The organism is Parviterribacter kavangonensis, assembly GCF_056863335.1.
This window is the reverse complement of the sequence record NZ_JBXPJA010000002.1, coordinates 708,621-724,754: the sequence shown is the minus strand read 5'-3', so window position 1 is coordinate 724,754 and position 16,134 is coordinate 708,621. Positions and strand designations below refer to the sequence as shown.

At 71.6% G+C, this 16,134-nt stretch carries 15 protein-coding genes; 4 read left to right on the top strand and 11 right to left on the bottom strand.

The features are described from left to right. The first annotated feature begins 444 nt into the window (after positions 1-444). Positions 445-1,173 (top strand): PASTA domain-containing protein, encoded by a 729-nt coding sequence (locus AC1UE4_RS19270; protein WP_482918931.1) that lies wholly within the window; start codon positions 445-447, stop codon positions 1,171-1,173. A 79-nt stretch (positions 1,174-1,252) separates the two neighbouring features. Here the strand turns inward: AC1UE4_RS19270 and AC1UE4_RS19265 are convergent, their stop codons facing one another. Then, positions 1,253-2,740: an aminotransferase class I/II-fold pyridoxal phosphate-dependent enzyme gene (locus AC1UE4_RS19265; protein WP_482918930.1), complete on the bottom strand. Its 1,488-nt coding sequence runs from the start codon at positions 2,738-2,740 to the stop codon at positions 1,253-1,255. After that, the gene (prfB, locus tag AC1UE4_RS19260) at positions 2,737-3,843 is read right to left on the bottom strand and encodes a peptide chain release factor 2 (protein ID WP_482918929.1); all 1,107 of its coding nucleotides are present in this window, start codon (positions 3,841-3,843) and stop codon (positions 2,737-2,739) included. Before prfB ends, AC1UE4_RS19265 begins: the two co-directional genes overlap by 4 nt. Positions 3,844-3,872: 29 nt before the next feature. On the opposite strand from prfB, the gene AC1UE4_RS19255 reads away from it, so the two are divergent. Continuing rightward, the gene (locus AC1UE4_RS19255; protein ID WP_482918928.1) at positions 3,873-4,253 is read left to right on the top strand and encodes a hypothetical protein; all 381 of its coding nucleotides are present in this window, start codon (positions 3,873-3,875) and stop codon (positions 4,251-4,253) included. A 22-nt stretch (positions 4,254-4,275) separates the two neighbouring features. On the opposite strand, the gene AC1UE4_RS19250 is transcribed toward AC1UE4_RS19255, so the two are convergent. Genes AC1UE4_RS19250 through AC1UE4_RS19235 form a run of 4 tightly spaced genes read right to left on the bottom strand, consistent with a single transcriptional unit; the run spans position 4,276 to position 9,646 of the window. Next, positions 4,276-5,700: an alkaline phosphatase family protein gene (locus AC1UE4_RS19250; protein ID WP_482918927.1), complete on the bottom strand. Its 1,425-nt coding sequence runs from the start codon at positions 5,698-5,700 to the stop codon at positions 4,276-4,278. After that, positions 5,685-8,525 (bottom strand): preprotein translocase subunit SecA, encoded by a 2,841-nt coding sequence (gene secA / locus AC1UE4_RS19245; RefSeq protein WP_482918926.1) that lies wholly within the window; start codon positions 8,523-8,525, stop codon positions 5,685-5,687. The genes AC1UE4_RS19250 and secA overlap by 16 nt, the downstream gene beginning before the upstream one ends. Positions 8,526-8,577: 52 nt before the next feature. Then, entirely contained in the window at positions 8,578-8,919 is a 342-nt protein-coding gene (gene hpf, locus AC1UE4_RS19240; RefSeq protein ID WP_482918925.1) for a ribosome hibernation-promoting factor, HPF/YfiA family, read from the bottom strand. A 58-nt stretch (positions 8,920-8,977) separates the two neighbouring features. Continuing rightward, positions 8,978-9,646: a ComF family protein gene (locus tag AC1UE4_RS19235; protein ID WP_482918924.1), complete on the bottom strand. Its 669-nt coding sequence runs from the start codon at positions 9,644-9,646 to the stop codon at positions 8,978-8,980. A 61-nt stretch (positions 9,647-9,707) separates the two neighbouring features. Between AC1UE4_RS19235 and AC1UE4_RS19230 the strand changes: the two genes are divergently transcribed. After that, a complete protein-coding gene (locus AC1UE4_RS19230; protein ID WP_482918923.1) occupies positions 9,708-10,742 on the top strand; it encodes a cytochrome c oxidase assembly protein in 1,035 nt (344 codons plus the stop codon). Positions 10,743-10,757: 15 nt separating this feature from the next. Here the strand turns inward: AC1UE4_RS19230 and AC1UE4_RS19225 are convergent, their stop codons facing one another. Further along, a complete protein-coding gene (locus tag AC1UE4_RS19225) occupies positions 10,758-12,131 on the bottom strand; it encodes a UTP--glucose-1-phosphate uridylyltransferase (protein WP_482918922.1) in 1,374 nt (457 codons plus the stop codon). 111 nt (positions 12,132-12,242) lie between these two features. Here AC1UE4_RS19225 and AC1UE4_RS19220 point away from each other — a divergent pair, with 111 nt between their 5' ends. Further along, on the top strand, positions 12,243-12,383 hold the full coding sequence (locus AC1UE4_RS19220; RefSeq protein WP_482918921.1) for a hypothetical protein: 141 nt from the start codon (positions 12,243-12,245) through the stop codon (positions 12,381-12,383). Between the two features lie 3 nt (positions 12,384-12,386). Here AC1UE4_RS19220 and AC1UE4_RS19215 read toward each other — a convergent pair whose 3' ends face one another. From AC1UE4_RS19215 to AC1UE4_RS19200, 4 genes are all read right to left on the bottom strand, one after another. Next, the gene (locus AC1UE4_RS19215; protein WP_482918920.1) at positions 12,387-13,553 is read right to left on the bottom strand and encodes an adenosylhomocysteinase; all 1,167 of its coding nucleotides are present in this window, start codon (positions 13,551-13,553) and stop codon (positions 12,387-12,389) included. 12 nt (positions 13,554-13,565) lie between these two features. Next, positions 13,566-14,999 (bottom strand): adenosylhomocysteinase, encoded by a 1,434-nt coding sequence (gene ahcY / locus AC1UE4_RS19210; RefSeq protein WP_482918919.1) that lies wholly within the window; start codon positions 14,997-14,999, stop codon positions 13,566-13,568. 26 nt (positions 15,000-15,025) lie between these two features. Next, positions 15,026-15,376 carry a MerR family transcriptional regulator gene (locus AC1UE4_RS19205; RefSeq protein WP_482918918.1) on the bottom strand — a complete coding sequence of 117 codons (351 nt, stop codon included), beginning with the start codon at positions 15,374-15,376 and terminating at the stop codon, positions 15,026-15,028. Positions 15,377-15,459: 83 nt separating this feature from the next. Further along, entirely contained in the window at positions 15,460-16,068 is a 609-nt protein-coding gene (locus AC1UE4_RS19200) for a hypothetical protein (RefSeq protein ID WP_482918917.1), read from the bottom strand. Positions 16,069-16,134 lie beyond the last annotated feature (66 nt).

Below are 16,134 nucleotides of genomic sequence, written 5' to 3'. Positions count from 1 at the left end.
CTAACAGGACGCCGAGGGGCCGTGGGAAAACTTCGCCGGCCGCCTGTTGCGAGGACGTCAACACCTTGTGAGAGAACCGATCTACTGGATTACGGGGTGGTAGACGGCAACGGCACCGCCGCGCCAACCCTCGACTCCGGATCGAGGTCTGACGAGGTTTCAGTTTGGCGCGTTGGCGTTCTATGGACGCTCGTTCGATGCCACGCGGGGTGGCCACCTGATTAGAGTCGTCCGATCGCCTCCGGAGACCGTCCCATCGCGCTGCTCGCGCGCGCTTGCGCGCGCTCGCTCTGCCTCGCCTTCGCGGCGCTGCTGCTTGTCACTGCGTCCGCTTCGGCCGTCACGAAGACCGGTCTCGCGACCGATCCGACGGGCGACGCGGCGACCCCGGGACGCGACATCACGGGCGCCCGGATCTTCTGGGACTCGGCCGGCTCGTTCGTCGTGACGGCGTTCTTCGCGGGCCCCGTCAGCACCGCCGACCGGGCCCAGCTGACGGCCAACGCGCGCGCCGCCGTGGACGGGAAGTGCCTCACCGAGAGCCAGGATCTGTACCTCCTCCTGAGCGGCTACACGGGCCCCGATTCGAGCGATGACCGGGGCTTCGGGATCGGCTCCCCGGGGTGGCTCTCGCTCGACGTCCAGCGGGTCATCGGCGACGACAAGAAGTCGGTCACCGTGTTCCTCGACGACCCCCGGATCGGCGAGTACGACCTCGGCTGCGTCGACATCCGGCTGAGCGCCGACGGCGCCCAGGTGGACGGCCTTCCGCCCGTGTTCTTCGGCGACGGCGTCGACACGGACAGCGACGGCGTGGACGACAGCAAGGACCTCTGCCCGCAGATCGCGGCGCGCACGGCCGACGGCTGCCCGACCGCCACGGGCAACACCGGGACGACCTCCTCGCCGCTCGCCACGCAGCGCCGCCCGCCGCCCGCCGGGCGCGTCTCGTCGTCGTCGGCATGCCTCGTTCCCGACCTCCGCGGCAGCACGATCGCGGGCGCGAAGCGGCGCCTCGCGAACGCCAACTGCACGCTCGGCAAGGTCATCCGCGCGAAGCCGAAGCACGCGAAGGGCCCCTGGAAGGTGCGGTCGCAGCGCTCGAAGCCGGGCGCCGAGAAGGCCCCCGGCGCGCCCGTGACGGTCGTCGTCGCGCGCCGCCGCGCCGCCTGATCGAACCCCTCGGCGGCCGCCGCCGCGCCGCCCGATCGAGCCCCTCGGCGCCGCCCGCCGCGGCCTCTCCGGACGCCCCTCAGCGAGGGTCTTCGGGCGCGCCCCGCAGGACCGTGATGGTCTTGAACGAGGGGTCGCTGGCGCCGTGCAGACGGGCGCCCACGTGCACCGTCTCCCGCAGGTAGGAGACGGTCTCCGCGGTGATCCTCTCGCCCGGCAGCAGCGCCGGGATCCCGGGCGGGTAGCCGGCGATCGACTCGCACGAGATCCGGCCCACCGCGTCGTCGACGGCGACGCGCTCGGCCTCCCCCAGGAACGCCTCGCGCGGGGGCACGCTCATCTGCTGCTCGAGGGACGCGGGCGGGGCCATGATCGCGGGCGTCGTGCCCGGTTGGGCGATGCGCTTGACGACCTCCTCGACGTCGCCGCCGACGCGCTCCAGGGCGCTCGGCTGTTCGGCGATCCCGACCAGCAGGACGACCGTCGCCTGCGTCGCCAGCTCGACCAGCACGTCGTACGTCTCGCGCAGCGCATCGGCCACCTCGTACCCCGTCCGGCCGGTCCCGCGGACGTCCATGACGATGCGCAGCGGGTCCCAGCTCTCGACCCCCGGACGGCCCACCATCTCGGGTCCGATCACGCGGATCCCGGGCACGCTGGCGAGCTTCGCGCGGGTCCGCGCGATGTGCTGGAGCGTCTCGTGCAGGAACGCCTCGCCGTGCACCGCGAGCTGCCTGCGTCCGGCGTCCAGCGAAGCGAACAGCAGGCTGCTCTGCGACGTCGAACGCACCAGCCGGATGGCCCGCGCGAGGCGGTCCTCGTCGACGCGCGAGCCCGGCGCGACGTGCAGCATCGCGCTCTGCGTCAGCGACCCGACGATCTTGTGCGTGCTCGTCAGGACGGCGTCCGCACCCTGGTGCAGCGCGCTGTCCGGGACGTCCTCGTGGAACCCGAAGTGCGGTCCCCAGGCCTGGTCGACGACGAGCGGAACGCCGGCCGCGTGGGCCACCTCCGCGCACCCCGCCACGTCCGCGCCCATGCCGTAGTAGGTGGGCGACACGATGAACGCGGCGCGGGCCTCCGGCTGCTGCGCGAGCGCCCGCTCGAGCGCCTCCGGCATCACGCCGTTCGCCATCCCGAGCTCGTCGTCGTACTCGGGAGCGACGAAGCGCGGCATGCCCCCGCTCAGCACGAGCCCGTCGACCAGCGACGCGTGCGAGTTGCGCTGCGCGACGACGCACGTCCCGAGCGGCGCGAGCGCGAGCGCCAGCGCATGGTTGCCCTGCGTGGCGCCATTGGTCAGGAACCAGGTCCGCGACGCGCCGTAGGCGTCCGCGGCGAGCTTCTCGGCCCGCTCGTACGGCGTCGGCGACGGCCCGATGTCGACCCCCGGGATGTCCTGCGGGATGTCCACCGCAAGCGCCCGATCACCAAGCGCGAACCGCAGCGCGGGGTCCGCGCCGGGCCCGCCCTTGTGACCGGGGACGTGGAAGCGGCCGGAGCCGCGGAAGCCGTACGCGGTGACCGCGTCGAGGTACGGAGCGGTGGGCTGCTCGCCCGCGCTCACGCCGCCGCTCGGCGCTGCAGCTCGGCCCGTACGAACGCGTCGAGGTCGCCGTCGAGGACGCGCGAGGTGTCGCCCACCTCGTACTCCGTGCGGTGGTCCTTGACCATCGAGTAGGGGTGCAGGACGTACGAGCGGATCTGCGATCCCCAGCCGACGTCCATCGCCTCGCCCTTCTCCTTGGCGAGCTCCTCCTGGCGCTTGCGCTCCTCCAGCTCCAGCAGCTTCGCGCGGAGCATCGCCATCGCGGTGGCACGGTTCGAGGACTGCGAGCGCTCGTTCTGGCACTGCACGACGATGCCGCTCGGGCGGTGCGTGATGCGCACCGCGGAGTCGGTCTTGTTGACGTGCTGGCCGCCGGCACCGGACGCTCGGTAGGTGTCGACCTGGAGGTCGTCGTCGATGATCTCCACCTCGGCGGTGTCCTCGACGACGGGCGCCACCTCGACGCCCGCGAAGCTCGTCTGGCGGCGGTGCTGGGCGTCGAACGGGCTGAGCCGGACGAGCCGGTGCACCCCCTTCTCCGCGCTGTACAGGCCGTACGCGTTCTCGCCCTTCGCGCGGAAGGTCGCCGACTTGATGCCGGCCTCCTCCCCCGGGCTGACCTCGAGCAGCTCGACGCCGAAGCCGCGCTTCTCCGCCCAGCGCATCTCCATGCGGAGCACCATCTCGGCCCAGTCCTGGGCGTCCGTCCCGCCGGCGCCGGCGTTGATCGTCACGAGCGCGTCGCCCGAGTCGTACTTGCCGGCGAACAGCCGCTCCTCCTCGAGCTCGGCGAGCTTGCCCTCGACCTGCAGGAGGCGGTCGTCGAACTCGCCGGCGAGCTCGGGATCCTCGGCGACGAGCTCCGCCAGGCCCTCGAGCTCCTCGCCCTCGGCGTTCAGCTCCGTGAAGAGGTCGAGCCGCCGCTTGACCCGCGCGTACTCCGTGTTGACCTGCGCGGCGCGATCGGTGTCGTCCCAGAAGCCGGGCGCCTGCATCTCGGCCTCGAGGTTCCCGACGGTGCGGTCGAGCGCCGCGGGATCGATGTGCTCGCGCAGCAGCGCCAGCTGGTCGCGGATCGCCGCGATGCGCTGCGGATAGGACTCGGGGACGGGACCGGACACGGCATGGCAGCATACGATCGAGCCCGCTCGTGAACCCGTTCCTGCTGCCTCCCCGTCTGCTGCTGCGGGCCCTCGACGACCTCCACGCCATCGCCGTCGCGGCCACGCGGCTGGAGGAGATCGAGGCGTCGCTGACGCGCACCGTCGACGCCCGCGCGGCGGAGATCCTCGCGCTGGGCGACCGGATCGACATGCGCGCGGCGGAGATCCTCGCGATGGGCGACCGGATGGACGCGCGGGCCGAGGAGGTCGTCGCGGCCGCCCGCGACGTGGCGCGCGAGGGCGCCGCGATCGCCGAGCTGATGCCTGTGCTGGGCCGCGCCGTCGAGATGGTCCAGCCGCTCGAGGGCGCCGTGGAGCGTCTCGGGCGCATCGCTGATCGCCTGCCCGGCGCCCGTTCGCGCGGCTGATGCGTTCAGCCGTGCCGTCGGGCTACTGGAAGGAGCCGGCGAGCTCGCCGTCGTGCTCGTACGCGCGGGTGCGCGCGGCGCGCTGGGTGCGGCCGCCGCCGCGGACCTCGATGACGCGGGTGCCCTTCGGAGCGCGCAGCTGGTAGGCGCGGCAGGCCGTCAAGCGGTGGGGCCCGACGCGCTTCGTGCGGCCGTGGCCGAGCCGCGCGATCAGCCGCACGCGCACGGTCCGGCGCGCGCGGAACGACAGCACGCGGCCGCGCAGCCGCAGCGCCGAGACCGCACGCCCGGTCTTCGCCGGCTTGCAGCCGCTGCCCGTCACCGCGGGCGGCTTCGCGGGCTCGGCCGCGTTGCCGAAGACGTCGTCGCCGAACGGCTTCAGTCCCGCCCGCGCCGCATAGCCGAGGTGGCTGAGGCCGAAGACGTCCTCGATCGTGCGCAGCAGGCCGTAGTGGTTGTACGGCGTGTCGTTGACCGTCCCCGGCTTGACGAACGGCGAGATCACGACGCTGCCCGTGCGCCCGCCGCCGGGCCCGACGACGCCGGGCATCGGCGTGTTCAGGCCGGTGGGCTGGTCGCAGCAGGCGGCCGAGCTCTCGCCCTCGCCGATGTTCGCTTCGTCCCACGTGATGACGAGCATCCCGTGCTCGGCGAAGCCCGGCGACGAGGTGATGACGGGAACCCACCGCTTGAGGAACGCGTCGGCGGCGATCAAGCCGCCCGGGCCGCCGTCCGCGCACGATGCGTCGTGGCCGTCGTTGCAGAGGTCGGGCGTGATGAGCGCGTAGTTCGGCGTCGTCTCGGGACGCTTGATGTCCTCGATCAGCTGCGACAGCGGCACGTCGTTGCTCGCGCAGGACGGCGTGTCGATGACCGAGTGGAAGTAGACGAACGGGTTGTGCCGCGTCGCGTACTGGTCGGTCGGCCGGGCGCCCTGGGTGTCGTCGGCGCTGCCGATGGCGGGATGGCGGCACGTGGTCGGAGCACCGGGCGTGTTGCCCATGTCCTCCTCGTAGCCGCGCCACGTCAGCCCCTTCTCCTCGAGCTGGTTCGCGACCGTCTTGACCGCCGCCGGGTAGACGCAGCCCTGCCCGATCGCCTGCCCCTCGGGGCCGATCGTGCCGGGGAAGAACTCGTTGAAGTTCTGGCAGTCGGCCTGCGTCTGCGGGTTCGCGGCCTGCCCGGAGACCATGGTGATGTAGTTGCCGAGCGAGGCGTGCGACGTGCCGTAGTACTGGCGCAGGAGCTGGCCGCTGCGCGTCAGCTCCCTGGCCAGGTACGGCGCCTCGGTGTCGGGGCCGAACGAGTCGTCGTAGTCCTTGTTCTCGAGGACCACGACCCACACGTGCCGGATGTCGGGCATCCCCGCCGCGGCACCGGCGACCGCGGTCGGAGCGAGCAGCGCCGCCGCGACCAGCGCGGCGGCGAGCGTCAGGCTCCGTGGCACTTCTTGAACTTCTTGCCCGACCCGCACCAGCACGGGTCGTTGCGCCCGATCTGCTCCTCGTCGGAGAGATGGCGCTGCTCCACGAAGGGAGCCGCGGGGCCGTCGGCCTCGCCGTTGCCCTCGTAGCCGTCGGGCGCCATCGCCGCCGCGCCGGCCGCCGTGGCCAGGGCGCTCGGCTGGGCGGTGCCCGCTCCGCCGGAGTAGGAGACGCTGCGCGCGCCGGTGCTCGAGGACGAGCTGCCGCCGCCCCAGCGCCGCTGCGGGGCCGGGTGCTGCTCGCCGCCCTCGACCTGCACGTCGACGTTGAAGATCATGCGCGCGAAATCAGACCAGATGGTGGTCATCAGGTCTGTGAACAAGTCGTAAGCCTCGTTCTTGTACGCGACCAGCGGGTCGATCTGGGCGAACCCGCGCAGGTGGATGCCCTCGCGCAGGTAGTCCATGTCGTAGAGGTGCTCGCGCCAGCGCTGGTCGATGATCTGCAGCAGCAGGTAGCGCTCGAGCGCGCGCATGAGCTCGTCGCCGAGCTCCTGCTCACGCTCGTCGTAGAGCTTGATCGCGTCCTCGCCGACCAGCCGCACGAGCTCGTTGCGGTCGACGTGCTCGGCGTTCATCTGCGCGATGTCGATCTCCGACGGCCACAGGTCGGCGATCGCCGTGGACAGGCCGGGGAGGTCCCACTCCTCGATGAAGTCGCCCGGCGTGTACTCGTCGACGAGCTTCTCGATGACCTCCTCGAGCTTCTCGCGCGCGGTCTCGCCCATGTCGGTGCCCTCGAGCACCTGGTCGCGGTAGGCGTAGACGATCCGCCGCTGCTCGTTCATGACGTCGTCGTACTCGAGGACGCGCTTGCGGATGAGGAAGTTCTGCTCCTCGACCTTCTTCTGCGCCTTCTCGATCTGCTTCGAGAGCATCCCGGCCTCGATCGGCTCCTCGTTGCCCTCCTCGTCGGTGGTCCCGAGGCGGTCGAGGATCTTGTAGATCCGGTCGCCCGCGAAGAGGCGCACGAGGTCGTCCTCGGCGGAGAGGAAGAAGCGCGACTCGCCGGGGTCGCCCTGGCGGCCGGCGCGGCCGCGCAGCTGGTTGTCGATCCGGCGCGACTCGTGGCGCTCGGTGCCGACGATGTAGAGGCCGCCGGCCTCCATGACCTTCTCGCGGTTCTCCTCGAGCTCGCGCTCGAGCGACGGGAGGATCTGCTGGAAGCGCTCGTCGTAGTCGGGATCGCCGGGCTTGAGGCCGAGCTTGGCGAGTTCGAGCTGCGTCTGGTGCTCGGCGTTGCCGCCGAGCTTGATGTCGACGCCGCGGCCCGCCATGTTCGTCGCGATCGTGACCGCGCCGGGGCGGCCGGCCTCGGCGATGATCTCGCCCTCGCGCTCGGCGTGCTCGGGCTTCGCGTTGAGGACGGTGTGCGGGATGCCGCGCTGCGTCAGGCGGCGGCCGAGGTCCTCGGAGACCTCCACGGAGATCGTGCCGACGAGCACCGGCTGGCCCGCCTCATGGCGCGCGGAGATCTCGCGGATGACCGCGCTCCACTTGCCGTCCTTGGTCTTGTAGACCTGGTCGTTCTGGTCGTTGCGGACCATCGGACGGTTGGTCGGGATCTGCACGACGGGCAGCTTGTAGATCTTCATGAACTCGGTCGCCTCGGTGAGGGCGGTGCCGGTCATGCCGCTGAGCTTGTCGTACATCCGGAAGTAGTTCTGGAGGGTGATCTGGGCGAGCGTCTGGTTCTCCTCCTGGACGCGCACCCCCTCCTTCGCCTCGACCGCCTGGTGCAGGCCCTCCGACCAGCGCCGGCCGTCGAGGATGCGGCCGGTGAACTCGTCGATGATCTTCACCTCGCCGTCGATGACGGCGTAGTCCTTGTCGCGGTGGTAGAGCGATTCGGCCTTCAGCGCCTGCTGGAGGTGGTTGACGAGGTGGCCGTTCTCGGCGCGGTAGAGGTGGTCGACGCCGAGGAAGCGCTCGGCCTTCTCGACGCCGCGCTCGGTGACCGAGACGGACTTGTGCTTCTCGTCGAACTCGAAGTCGAAGTCGGCGACGAACTCCTTCTTCGCGCGCGGGTCCATGCCCTCGGGGCGCTTGCCCGCCTGCATGGTCTTGGCGAGGCGCGCGAACGTCTGGTAGAGGTCGGCCGCCTGCTCGGGCTGGCCCGAGATGATGAGCGGCGTGCGGGCCTCGTCGATCAGGATGTTGTCGACCTCGTCGACGACGCCGAACGGGTGGCCGCGCTGGACCTTCTCCTCCAGCGACGTGGCCATGTTGTCGCGCAGGTAGTCGAAGCCGAACTCGGAGTTGGTCCCGTACGTGACGTCGCAGCCGTACGCGACGCGCTTGTCCTCGTACTCCTGCATGTTCTGCAGGATCCCGACGGAGACGCCGAGCATGTCGTAGATCGGCGACATCCACTCCGCGTCGCGGCGCGCGAGGTAGTCGTTGACCGTGACGACGTGGACGCCGGTGCCGGGCAGCGAGTTCAGGACGACGGCGAGCGTCGCCGTGAGCGTCTTGCCCTCGCCCGTGCGCATCTCGGCGATGGACCCGTCGTGGAGCACCATGCCGCCGATGAGCTGCACGTCGAAGTGGCGCATGCCCATCGTGCGCTTGCCGGCCTCGCGGGTAACCGCGAACGACTCGTAGAGCAGCTCGTCGAGCGACTCGCCGTTGCGCGCGCGCTCGCGCAGGGCGTCCATCCGCGCGCGCAGCTCGTCGTCGGACTCGAGCTCGAGCTCCGGCTCGAAGGCGCCGATCCGCGCGACGCGCTTCTCGTACGTCTTGAACTTCTTGGCCTCGCCGACGTGCAGCGCACGAGTCAGGATCGACATGCACGTCAGGGTAGCGATGGAGGGGCCCCGTCAGGCGGGGCCCCGCCTGCGCTCAGAGGGCCGGTTGGATCCCCTCGGAGGCTCGCGCCTCGCGCCTCGCGCGGCGCTTCACGCGGTGCCGCTTCACCTGCCGGGCGAGCTCCTCGGAGCAGAGGTTCACGGAGTGGTCCATGTCCCTCGTGGCCTCCTTCGCGCGGAGCGTCACGCCCTTGAGGTACAGCGTCACCTCGGCCACCTGGGAATCCGGGTTCGCGGGGTTCCGCTCCTCGTACAGCTCGACCTCCAGCCGCGCGAGGTCGGACACCTGCTTCGCCACCTTGGCGAACCGCCGCTCGGTCTTCTCGCGGAGCTCGTCGGTGACGGGGCAGTTGCGGCCCTTGACCTCGATCTGCATGGAGGGACCTCCCTCTGGTCGTTTCGCCCCCCGATCGTGGGGTGGTCTCGCCATGTTGTCAAGCGCGTCGGAGCGTCCGTGCGTAAGTCACCGCAGCTATGTGTCGGGAACCCACGCTTCGGAGCGCGCTCGCGCAGGCGTCGAGCGTCGCCCCGGTGGTGTGGACGTCGTCGACCAGGAGCACGTGATCGGGCGCTTCGCGCGCAGCCACACGGAATCCCTGCACATCGGCGCGCCGGCGCGCGCGCGACCGGCCGAGCTGCCGCCCGCTCGCCCCGTCGCGGACGAGGCAGCGCTGCAGCCGCCGCCCGGTCCGCCGCTGCAGCGCCCGTGCCAGCTCGAACGCCGGGTCGATCCCGCGGCCGCGGCGCCGCTCCCGCGTGGAGGGGACAGGCACCAGCACGCCATCCGCGAACGGCAGGCGGGCGGCGATCTGGGCGGCCATGACGTCGGCCGCGGCCGGCGAGCCGCGCAGCTTCAGCGCCAGGACGAGGTCGCGCGCGGCGCCCTCGTGCTCGACGGGCGCCCACGCGGCGTCGAACGCCGCCCGCGCCGCCGGGCACCGCCGCCGGCCGCATGGCCGCGGCAGCCCGCACCGCGGGCAGGGATCGCGCAGCCAGGGGATCGCGCCCCGGCAGTCGCCGCACAGCTCCTCCCCCGCGTCGACCGGCGCCCGGCAGGCCAGGCACGCCGGCGGGGCGAGGAGGTCGAGGAGCGTGGAGAGCACGCACCGCAGCGTCCCGGGCGAGCTGTCACGTGGGTGTCACCGAACGTGCCACAGTGATCGCGTGTCTCCGGACGCCTCATGGAGCCTCTCCCCCGGCCCGATCGTCCTGCTCGTCTCGGCGACCGCGCTGTACGTGTGGCGCTGGCGCCAGGTCGACGAGCCGTGGTGGCGGCTCGCGCTCTTCCTCTCCGGCATCGCGTGCGTCGCGATCGCGCTGATCTCGCCGATCGACCGGCTCGGGGAGCAGCTCTTCGCGATGCACATGACGCAGCACCTGCTGCTGCTCGACTTCGCCCCGATCCTGATCATCCTCAGCTTCACGAAGAAGCTCCTGCGCCCGGTCACGCGGCGGACGGTGGACGTGGAGAAGAAGGCGGGCTTCCTCGCGACGCCGACGTTCGCGATCACGCTCTACGTGGTCACGATGTGGGTCTGGCACATCCCGGCGCTGTACGACGGGGCGCTGGAGAACGACTTCGTCCACGTCGCCGAGCACTTCGCGTTCTCGATCGCCGGCGGCCTGTACTGGTGGCACGTGTTCTCGCCGATCCGGCCGCGGGCGAAGCTCATCGGCCTCGGGCCCGCCGCGTACATGGCGTCGACGAAGGTCTTCGTCGGGCTGCTCGGCGTGCTGCTCACGTTCAGCTCCACCGCGTTCTACGACTTCTACTCCGAGCAGCCGCGCTACTGGGGCTGGTCGCCCTCCGACGACCAGGCGATCGGCGGCGCGATCATGGCGCTCGAGCAGATGATCGTCATGGGCGCGGCGTTCGCGTACCTCTTCGTGCGGATGCTCGGCGAGGCGGACAAGACCGACGAGCGCGCCGAGCGGTACGGGGAGCGCCGGGACGAGACGGCCCTGACGACGTCCCTCCCGCGGGTCTTCGCCCCCTTCACCGGCGATGCCGAGAGCGTCCCGCTGAGCGGCCGCGAGACCCGCAGCGACCTCGCCGAGCACGGGATCTCGCTGAGCGAGGGCCTTCACGTCCGGCTCTGGAACGACGACGCCGGCGAGGCCGACGCCGTCGCCCACTGGGACCCGCAGTGGGGCGGCTGGGTCGCCGAGCTCGTGCGCGAGCCCGCGCCGCAGGCCTGAGCCGCGCGGCGGGCCTCAGCCCTCGAGGACCGTGCCGTCCGCGATCTCGGACGGGCCGTCGACGACGACCTCGCCGCGCACGACGACGTCGCGGCCGAACGTCACGTCGCCGCGGACGGTCAGCCGGTCGCAGGCGACGAGCGACGGCGGCCCGGCGGGGAACCGCTCGTCGAAGTCGGCGACGAGCTTGTACACGTCGTCCAGCGACACGAGCGGCGCCGCATCCCGGCCCCGCGCGAGCTGCAGCCGCGCCTGCTCGTCGAGCACGTAGGCGTCGGAGCGCACGACGAGCAGGTCGTTCGTGGTCTTGACCGGGATGAACCGCTCCCGCGGGACGCGCAGCGCGCGGGCGCCGTCGAAGACGTCGATCGCGGCGCCCATCGCGGTCTCGAGCTGGATCACCGCCGGCGAGCCCTTGTCCGTCGGGTCGACCGTCTTGCGGTTGACGATCATCGGCAGGCCGAGCACGCCGCCCCGCTCGCGCAGGACCGTTCCGAGCACCTCGAGGTTCAGCCACAGCGTGTTCGCGTTGAAGAACCGGTGGCGGCTGATGTCCTGGAACGCCTCGAGGTCCTCGTCCGGCGTCTGGGCCACCTCGCGGAGCACGAGCCCGCCGCCGTCGCGGCGCCGCGCGATGTGACCGCCCTTGCGGTCGGCCTCGGTGCGATCGATGACCTCGGCGAGGAACGGGATCTCCTCGCGCGCGAACCAGCCGAGCGTCCGCGGCTCGAAGACCGCACCAAGGTTGTCGGAGTTCGAGACGAACGCGTACTTGAAGCCCTGCTCGAGCAGCGTGTCGAGGATCCCGCTCGTCACGAGCGCGGTGTAGAGGTCGCCGTGCCCGGGCGGCGCCCACTCCTTCGCCGGGTCGTCGGGCCACGTCGCGGGGACGAGGTCGTCCGCCAGCAGCTTCGGGACCTTGTTCTGCACGAAGTCGAGCGGCACCCCGTCGACCTCGATCCCCTCGTGGCGCCGCACCGCCGTGAGCGAGTCGTCGCGCGTGCTGAACGAGTTCATGAGCACGAGCGGCAGCCGCGCCCCCGTCCGCGCCCGCAGGTCGAGCACCTGCTTGACGATCACGTCCAGGAACGTCAGGCCGTCCTTGATCGGCAGGAGCGACTTGGCCTGCGTCATGCCCATGCTCGTCCCGAGCCCGCCGTTGAGCTTCAGCACGACCGCCCGGTCGAGGGCCTCGCCGGGATCCTCGTCCGGGAGGTCGGCGAAGTCCGGGATCTCGTCGACGGGCTCCAGCGCGGACTCGGGCAGCGTGCCGGTCTCGCCGGAGCGCAGCAGCTCGTAGTAGTGGCGGAAGGTCTCGACGGCGGCGTCGCCGAGCCCCTCCGCGCGCATCTTCTCGACGCTCGCGGTCAGGCCATCCGGGTCGGTCACGCCCGCGATCGTAGAAGAGCGGCCGCCGCGCGAAGCCCCCGCCGCCGTTCAACGTCGGATCGTTGGTCCATCCGCTCAAGCAGCGAGCGGGAACGCGCCGATAGCGGTCCCATGCCGACGCGATGGACCGAGAACCCGACCAACGGACCAGACCAGCCCACGGCCGTCCCGCGACGCCTCCGGATCGCCCGGATCTGCCTCGCGGCGACGCCGCTGATCCTGCTCGCCCTCCTGCTCGGCTCGGTCCGCTGAGGCTCAGCTGCGCCAGCGGTTGAGGTACTGCTCCTGCTCCGGCGTGAGGGCGTCGATCTCGACGCCCAGCGACGTGAGCTTGAGCTGCGCGACTTCGGCGTCGAGCTCCGCGGGAACCGGGTGGACGCCGGGCTCGAGCTCTGAGCGGGCGAGCAGCTCGGCGCTCAGCGCCTGCAGCGCGAAGGAGACGTCCATGACACCGGCCGGATGGCCCTGCGCGGCGGCGAGGTTGACGACCTGCCCTCGCGTGAGGAGATGGAGGTGGCGGCCGGGGGCCACCTCATAGGCCTCGACGAGTGGGAGCACCTGCTCGACCGCGTCGCCCGCGAGCGCGCGTAGATCGCCGCGCGAGATCTCGACGTCGAAGTGCCCGGCGTTGGCGAGGACGGCGCCGTCCTTCATGCGCTCGAAGTGCTCGCGGCGCAGGACGTCGCGGTTGCCGGTGACGGTGATGAAGACGTCGCCGCGCTCGGCCGCCTCGAGCGCGGTCATGACCTCGAAGCCCTCCATCCGCGCCTCCAGCGCGCGCAGCGGATCGACCTCGCAGACGACCACGGACGCGCCGGCGCCGCGGGCGCGCAGCGCGACGCCGCGGCCGGTCCAGCCGTAGCCGATGACGACCACCGTCTGCCCGGCGAGCAGCAGGTGCGTCGCGCGCAGGATCCCGTCGAGCGCCGACTGGCCGGTGCCGAAGCGGTCGTTCAGCGCGCGCTCGGCGCTCGCCTCGTTGACGGCGAGCACGGGACAGCCGAGCTCCACCGACCGCAGGTGGGCGAGGCCCGTGCGCGTCTCCTCCGTGGCGCCGCGCAGCGAGCGGTGCAGCGTGGCGATCAGCTCGGCGCCGTCGTCGAGGACGAGGTGCGGCTCGGCGGCGGCGACCGCCTTCAGGCCCTCGTCGTAGTCGCCGACGTGGACCCCCTCGCCGAGCGCCTCGGCGACGTCGTGCTGCGTCGCGAACGGGTTCGCGGCGCAGAGGTGCACGTCCGCTCCACCCTCGCGCAGCGCGAGCACGAGGTTCGCCGTCTCGGCGGTGACGTGCAGGCACGCCCCCACGCGAACGCCGCCGAGCGGCTGCTCGGCGGCGAAGCGGGCGCGGATCGAGCGGAGGACCGGCATCTGCCCGCCCGCCCACGCGATCCGCGCGAGACCGTCTTGGCCAGAAGCGGCCAAGGGAGTTCGTCTCTAGTAGCGGTAGTGGTCCGGCTTGTACGGGCCGTCGACCGGGACGCCGATGTAGGCGGCCTGCTCCGGCGTCAGGCGGGTCAGCGACGCGCCGAGCGCCTCGACGTGGATCCGCGCGACCTTCTCGTCGAGGTGCTTCGGGAGCACGTAGACCTGCTTCTCGTACTCGTCGTTCTTCCCGAACAGCTCGATCTGGGCGATCGTCTGGTTCGAGAAGGAGTTCGACATCACGAAGCTCGGGTGGCCGGTCGCGTTGCCGAGGTTCAGCAGGCGGCCCTCCGACAGGACGATGATCGCCTTGCCGTCCGGGAAGACCCACTCGTCGACCTGCGGCTTGATGTTGATCTTCTGGATGCCGTCGGTCTTCGCGAGGCCGGCCATGTCGATCTCGTTGTCGAAGTGGCCGATGTTCCCGACGATGGCCTGGTGCTTCATCTTCGCCATGTGGGCGGCGGTGATGATGTCCTTGTTGCCGGTGGTCGTGACGAACACGTCGCCATGCTCGACGACCTCGTCGAGCGTGCGGACCTCGTAGCCCTCCATCAGCGCCTGCAGGGCGTTGATCGGGTCGATCTCGGTGACGATCACGCGGGCGCCCTGGGCGCGCAGCGAGGCGGCCGAGCCCTTGCCGACGTCGCCGTAGCCGCAGACGACCGCGACCTTGCCGGCGAGCATGACGTCCGTCGCGCGGTTGATGCCGTCGACGAGCGAGTGGCGGCAGCCGTAGAGGTTGTCGAACTTCGACTTCGTGACCGAGTCGTTGACGTTGATCGCCGGGAACAGGAGCTGGCCGGCCTCCTGCATCTGGTACAGGCGATGCACGCCGGTCGTCGTCTCCTCCGTGACGCCGAGGATGCCCTCGCCGATGCGGGTGAAGCGCTGCGGGTCCTCCTGCAGCGAGCGCTGGAGGAGGCGCAGGATGACCTGGAACTCCTCGCTGTCGGCGGTCGCGGGATCCGGCACGGCGCCGGCCTTCTCGAACTCCGCGCCCTTGTGGACGAGCAGCGTCACGTCGCCGCCGTCGTCGAGGATCATGTTCGGGCCGAGGCCGTCGCCGAAGTCGAGCGTCTGCTCGAGGCACCACCAGTACTCCTCGAGCGTCTCGCCCTTCCAGGCGTAGACCGGGACGCCGGTCTCGGCGATCGCCGCCGCGGCGTGGTCCTGCGTCGAGAAGATGTTGCAGCTGGCCCAGCGGACCTGCGCACCAAGCGCGGTGAGCGTCTCGATGAGCACCGCGGTCTGGATCGTCATGTGCAGGGAGCCGGTGATGCGGGCGCCCTTGAGCGGCTGCTGCGCCGCGTACTCCTCGCGCAGCGCCATGAGGCCGGGCATCTCGTGCTCGGCGAGCGTGATCTCCTTGCGGCCGAAGGCGGCGAGGGAGAGGTCGGCGACCTTGAAGTCCTGCGTGCGGGTGCTGTCGGCGGTGGTTGCCACGGGGAGGTCTCCTCGTTGGGGAAGGGTCAGGCGGCCAGGAGCTTCTGGTGCTTGCGCTGCTCCCATGCCAGCCAGTCGTCGGCGGGCACGTGCTCGGGACGCTCGGCCTCGGCCTCGAACCACGCGTCGATCGCCGACCGGAGCTCCCGGTCGCGGCGCAGGCGCAGCGCGAAGCCGATCTCACCCAGGCTGACGTCGTGGTCGCCCAGCAGCTCGCGCAGCGTGCGCAGGCGCTGAAGCTCGGCCGGACCGTACAGCCGGTACCCCGACGCGGAGCGATGGGGCTCGACGAGGCCGGCGCGCTCGACGTAGCGCAGCATGCGCGCCGACCAACCGGTGGTCTCCGCGGCCTCGTGGATGGTCAGGGCGTCCGTCACAGCGCCCAAACCTTACCACGATCGTGTCAAGGTTCGCGAGCAACGGGGCGCGCACGCACGGTGCCTGGCCCCGTTGTTGCGCGTCAGGAGGTGGCGGTCAGGATGCTCTTGCGCTTGCGGTGGGTCTGCTCGTAGAGGCGGACGACGGCCTTCTCCGCGGCGTTCGCGCTCTTCACCCGCGCGACGACGTCGGACGCCTTCATCTTGTCGTAGCCGTCCCACGGGGCGTCGACGCGGATCGTCGCCTTCGGGGCGGCCGCGCCCTCGGACTCGACGAGCCCGGTCGGCTCGGCGGCCTCCGCCTCGCGGATCTCCTCGCGGCGGCGGTCGATCTCGGCGCGTGAGGGCTCGGGGGTGGGGACGTGGGGCTCGGGCGCCGTGTCGCGGACGCGGCGGTTCCCGGCGGGCGGCCGCGGCGGCGTCGCGGCGCGGGCGGTGCTTCGCGGCGGGCGGACCGACGGCCGGGCGGCCGGTGGCGCGGGCGGCGGCGGCACCGGGACGTCGACGGGGCGCGGACGATCGGCGACGGGGCGCGGACGATCGGCGACGACGGTGGCCGTCGCCTGCTCGTCGTGGTGGTTGCCCTGGAGGAGCTGGAGCGCGAGTCGGGGAGCGACAGCCGCGAGCTTGAAGGCGCCGGTGGTGAAGGCGATGTAGCGCTCGAGGATGCCGAAGGGATCAAGCGGGTTCATGACCGGGGGGCTGCCCGATCCGGCGAGCCGCGAACCCGCGCAAGGCGAAGACCGACCTCGCGGCGG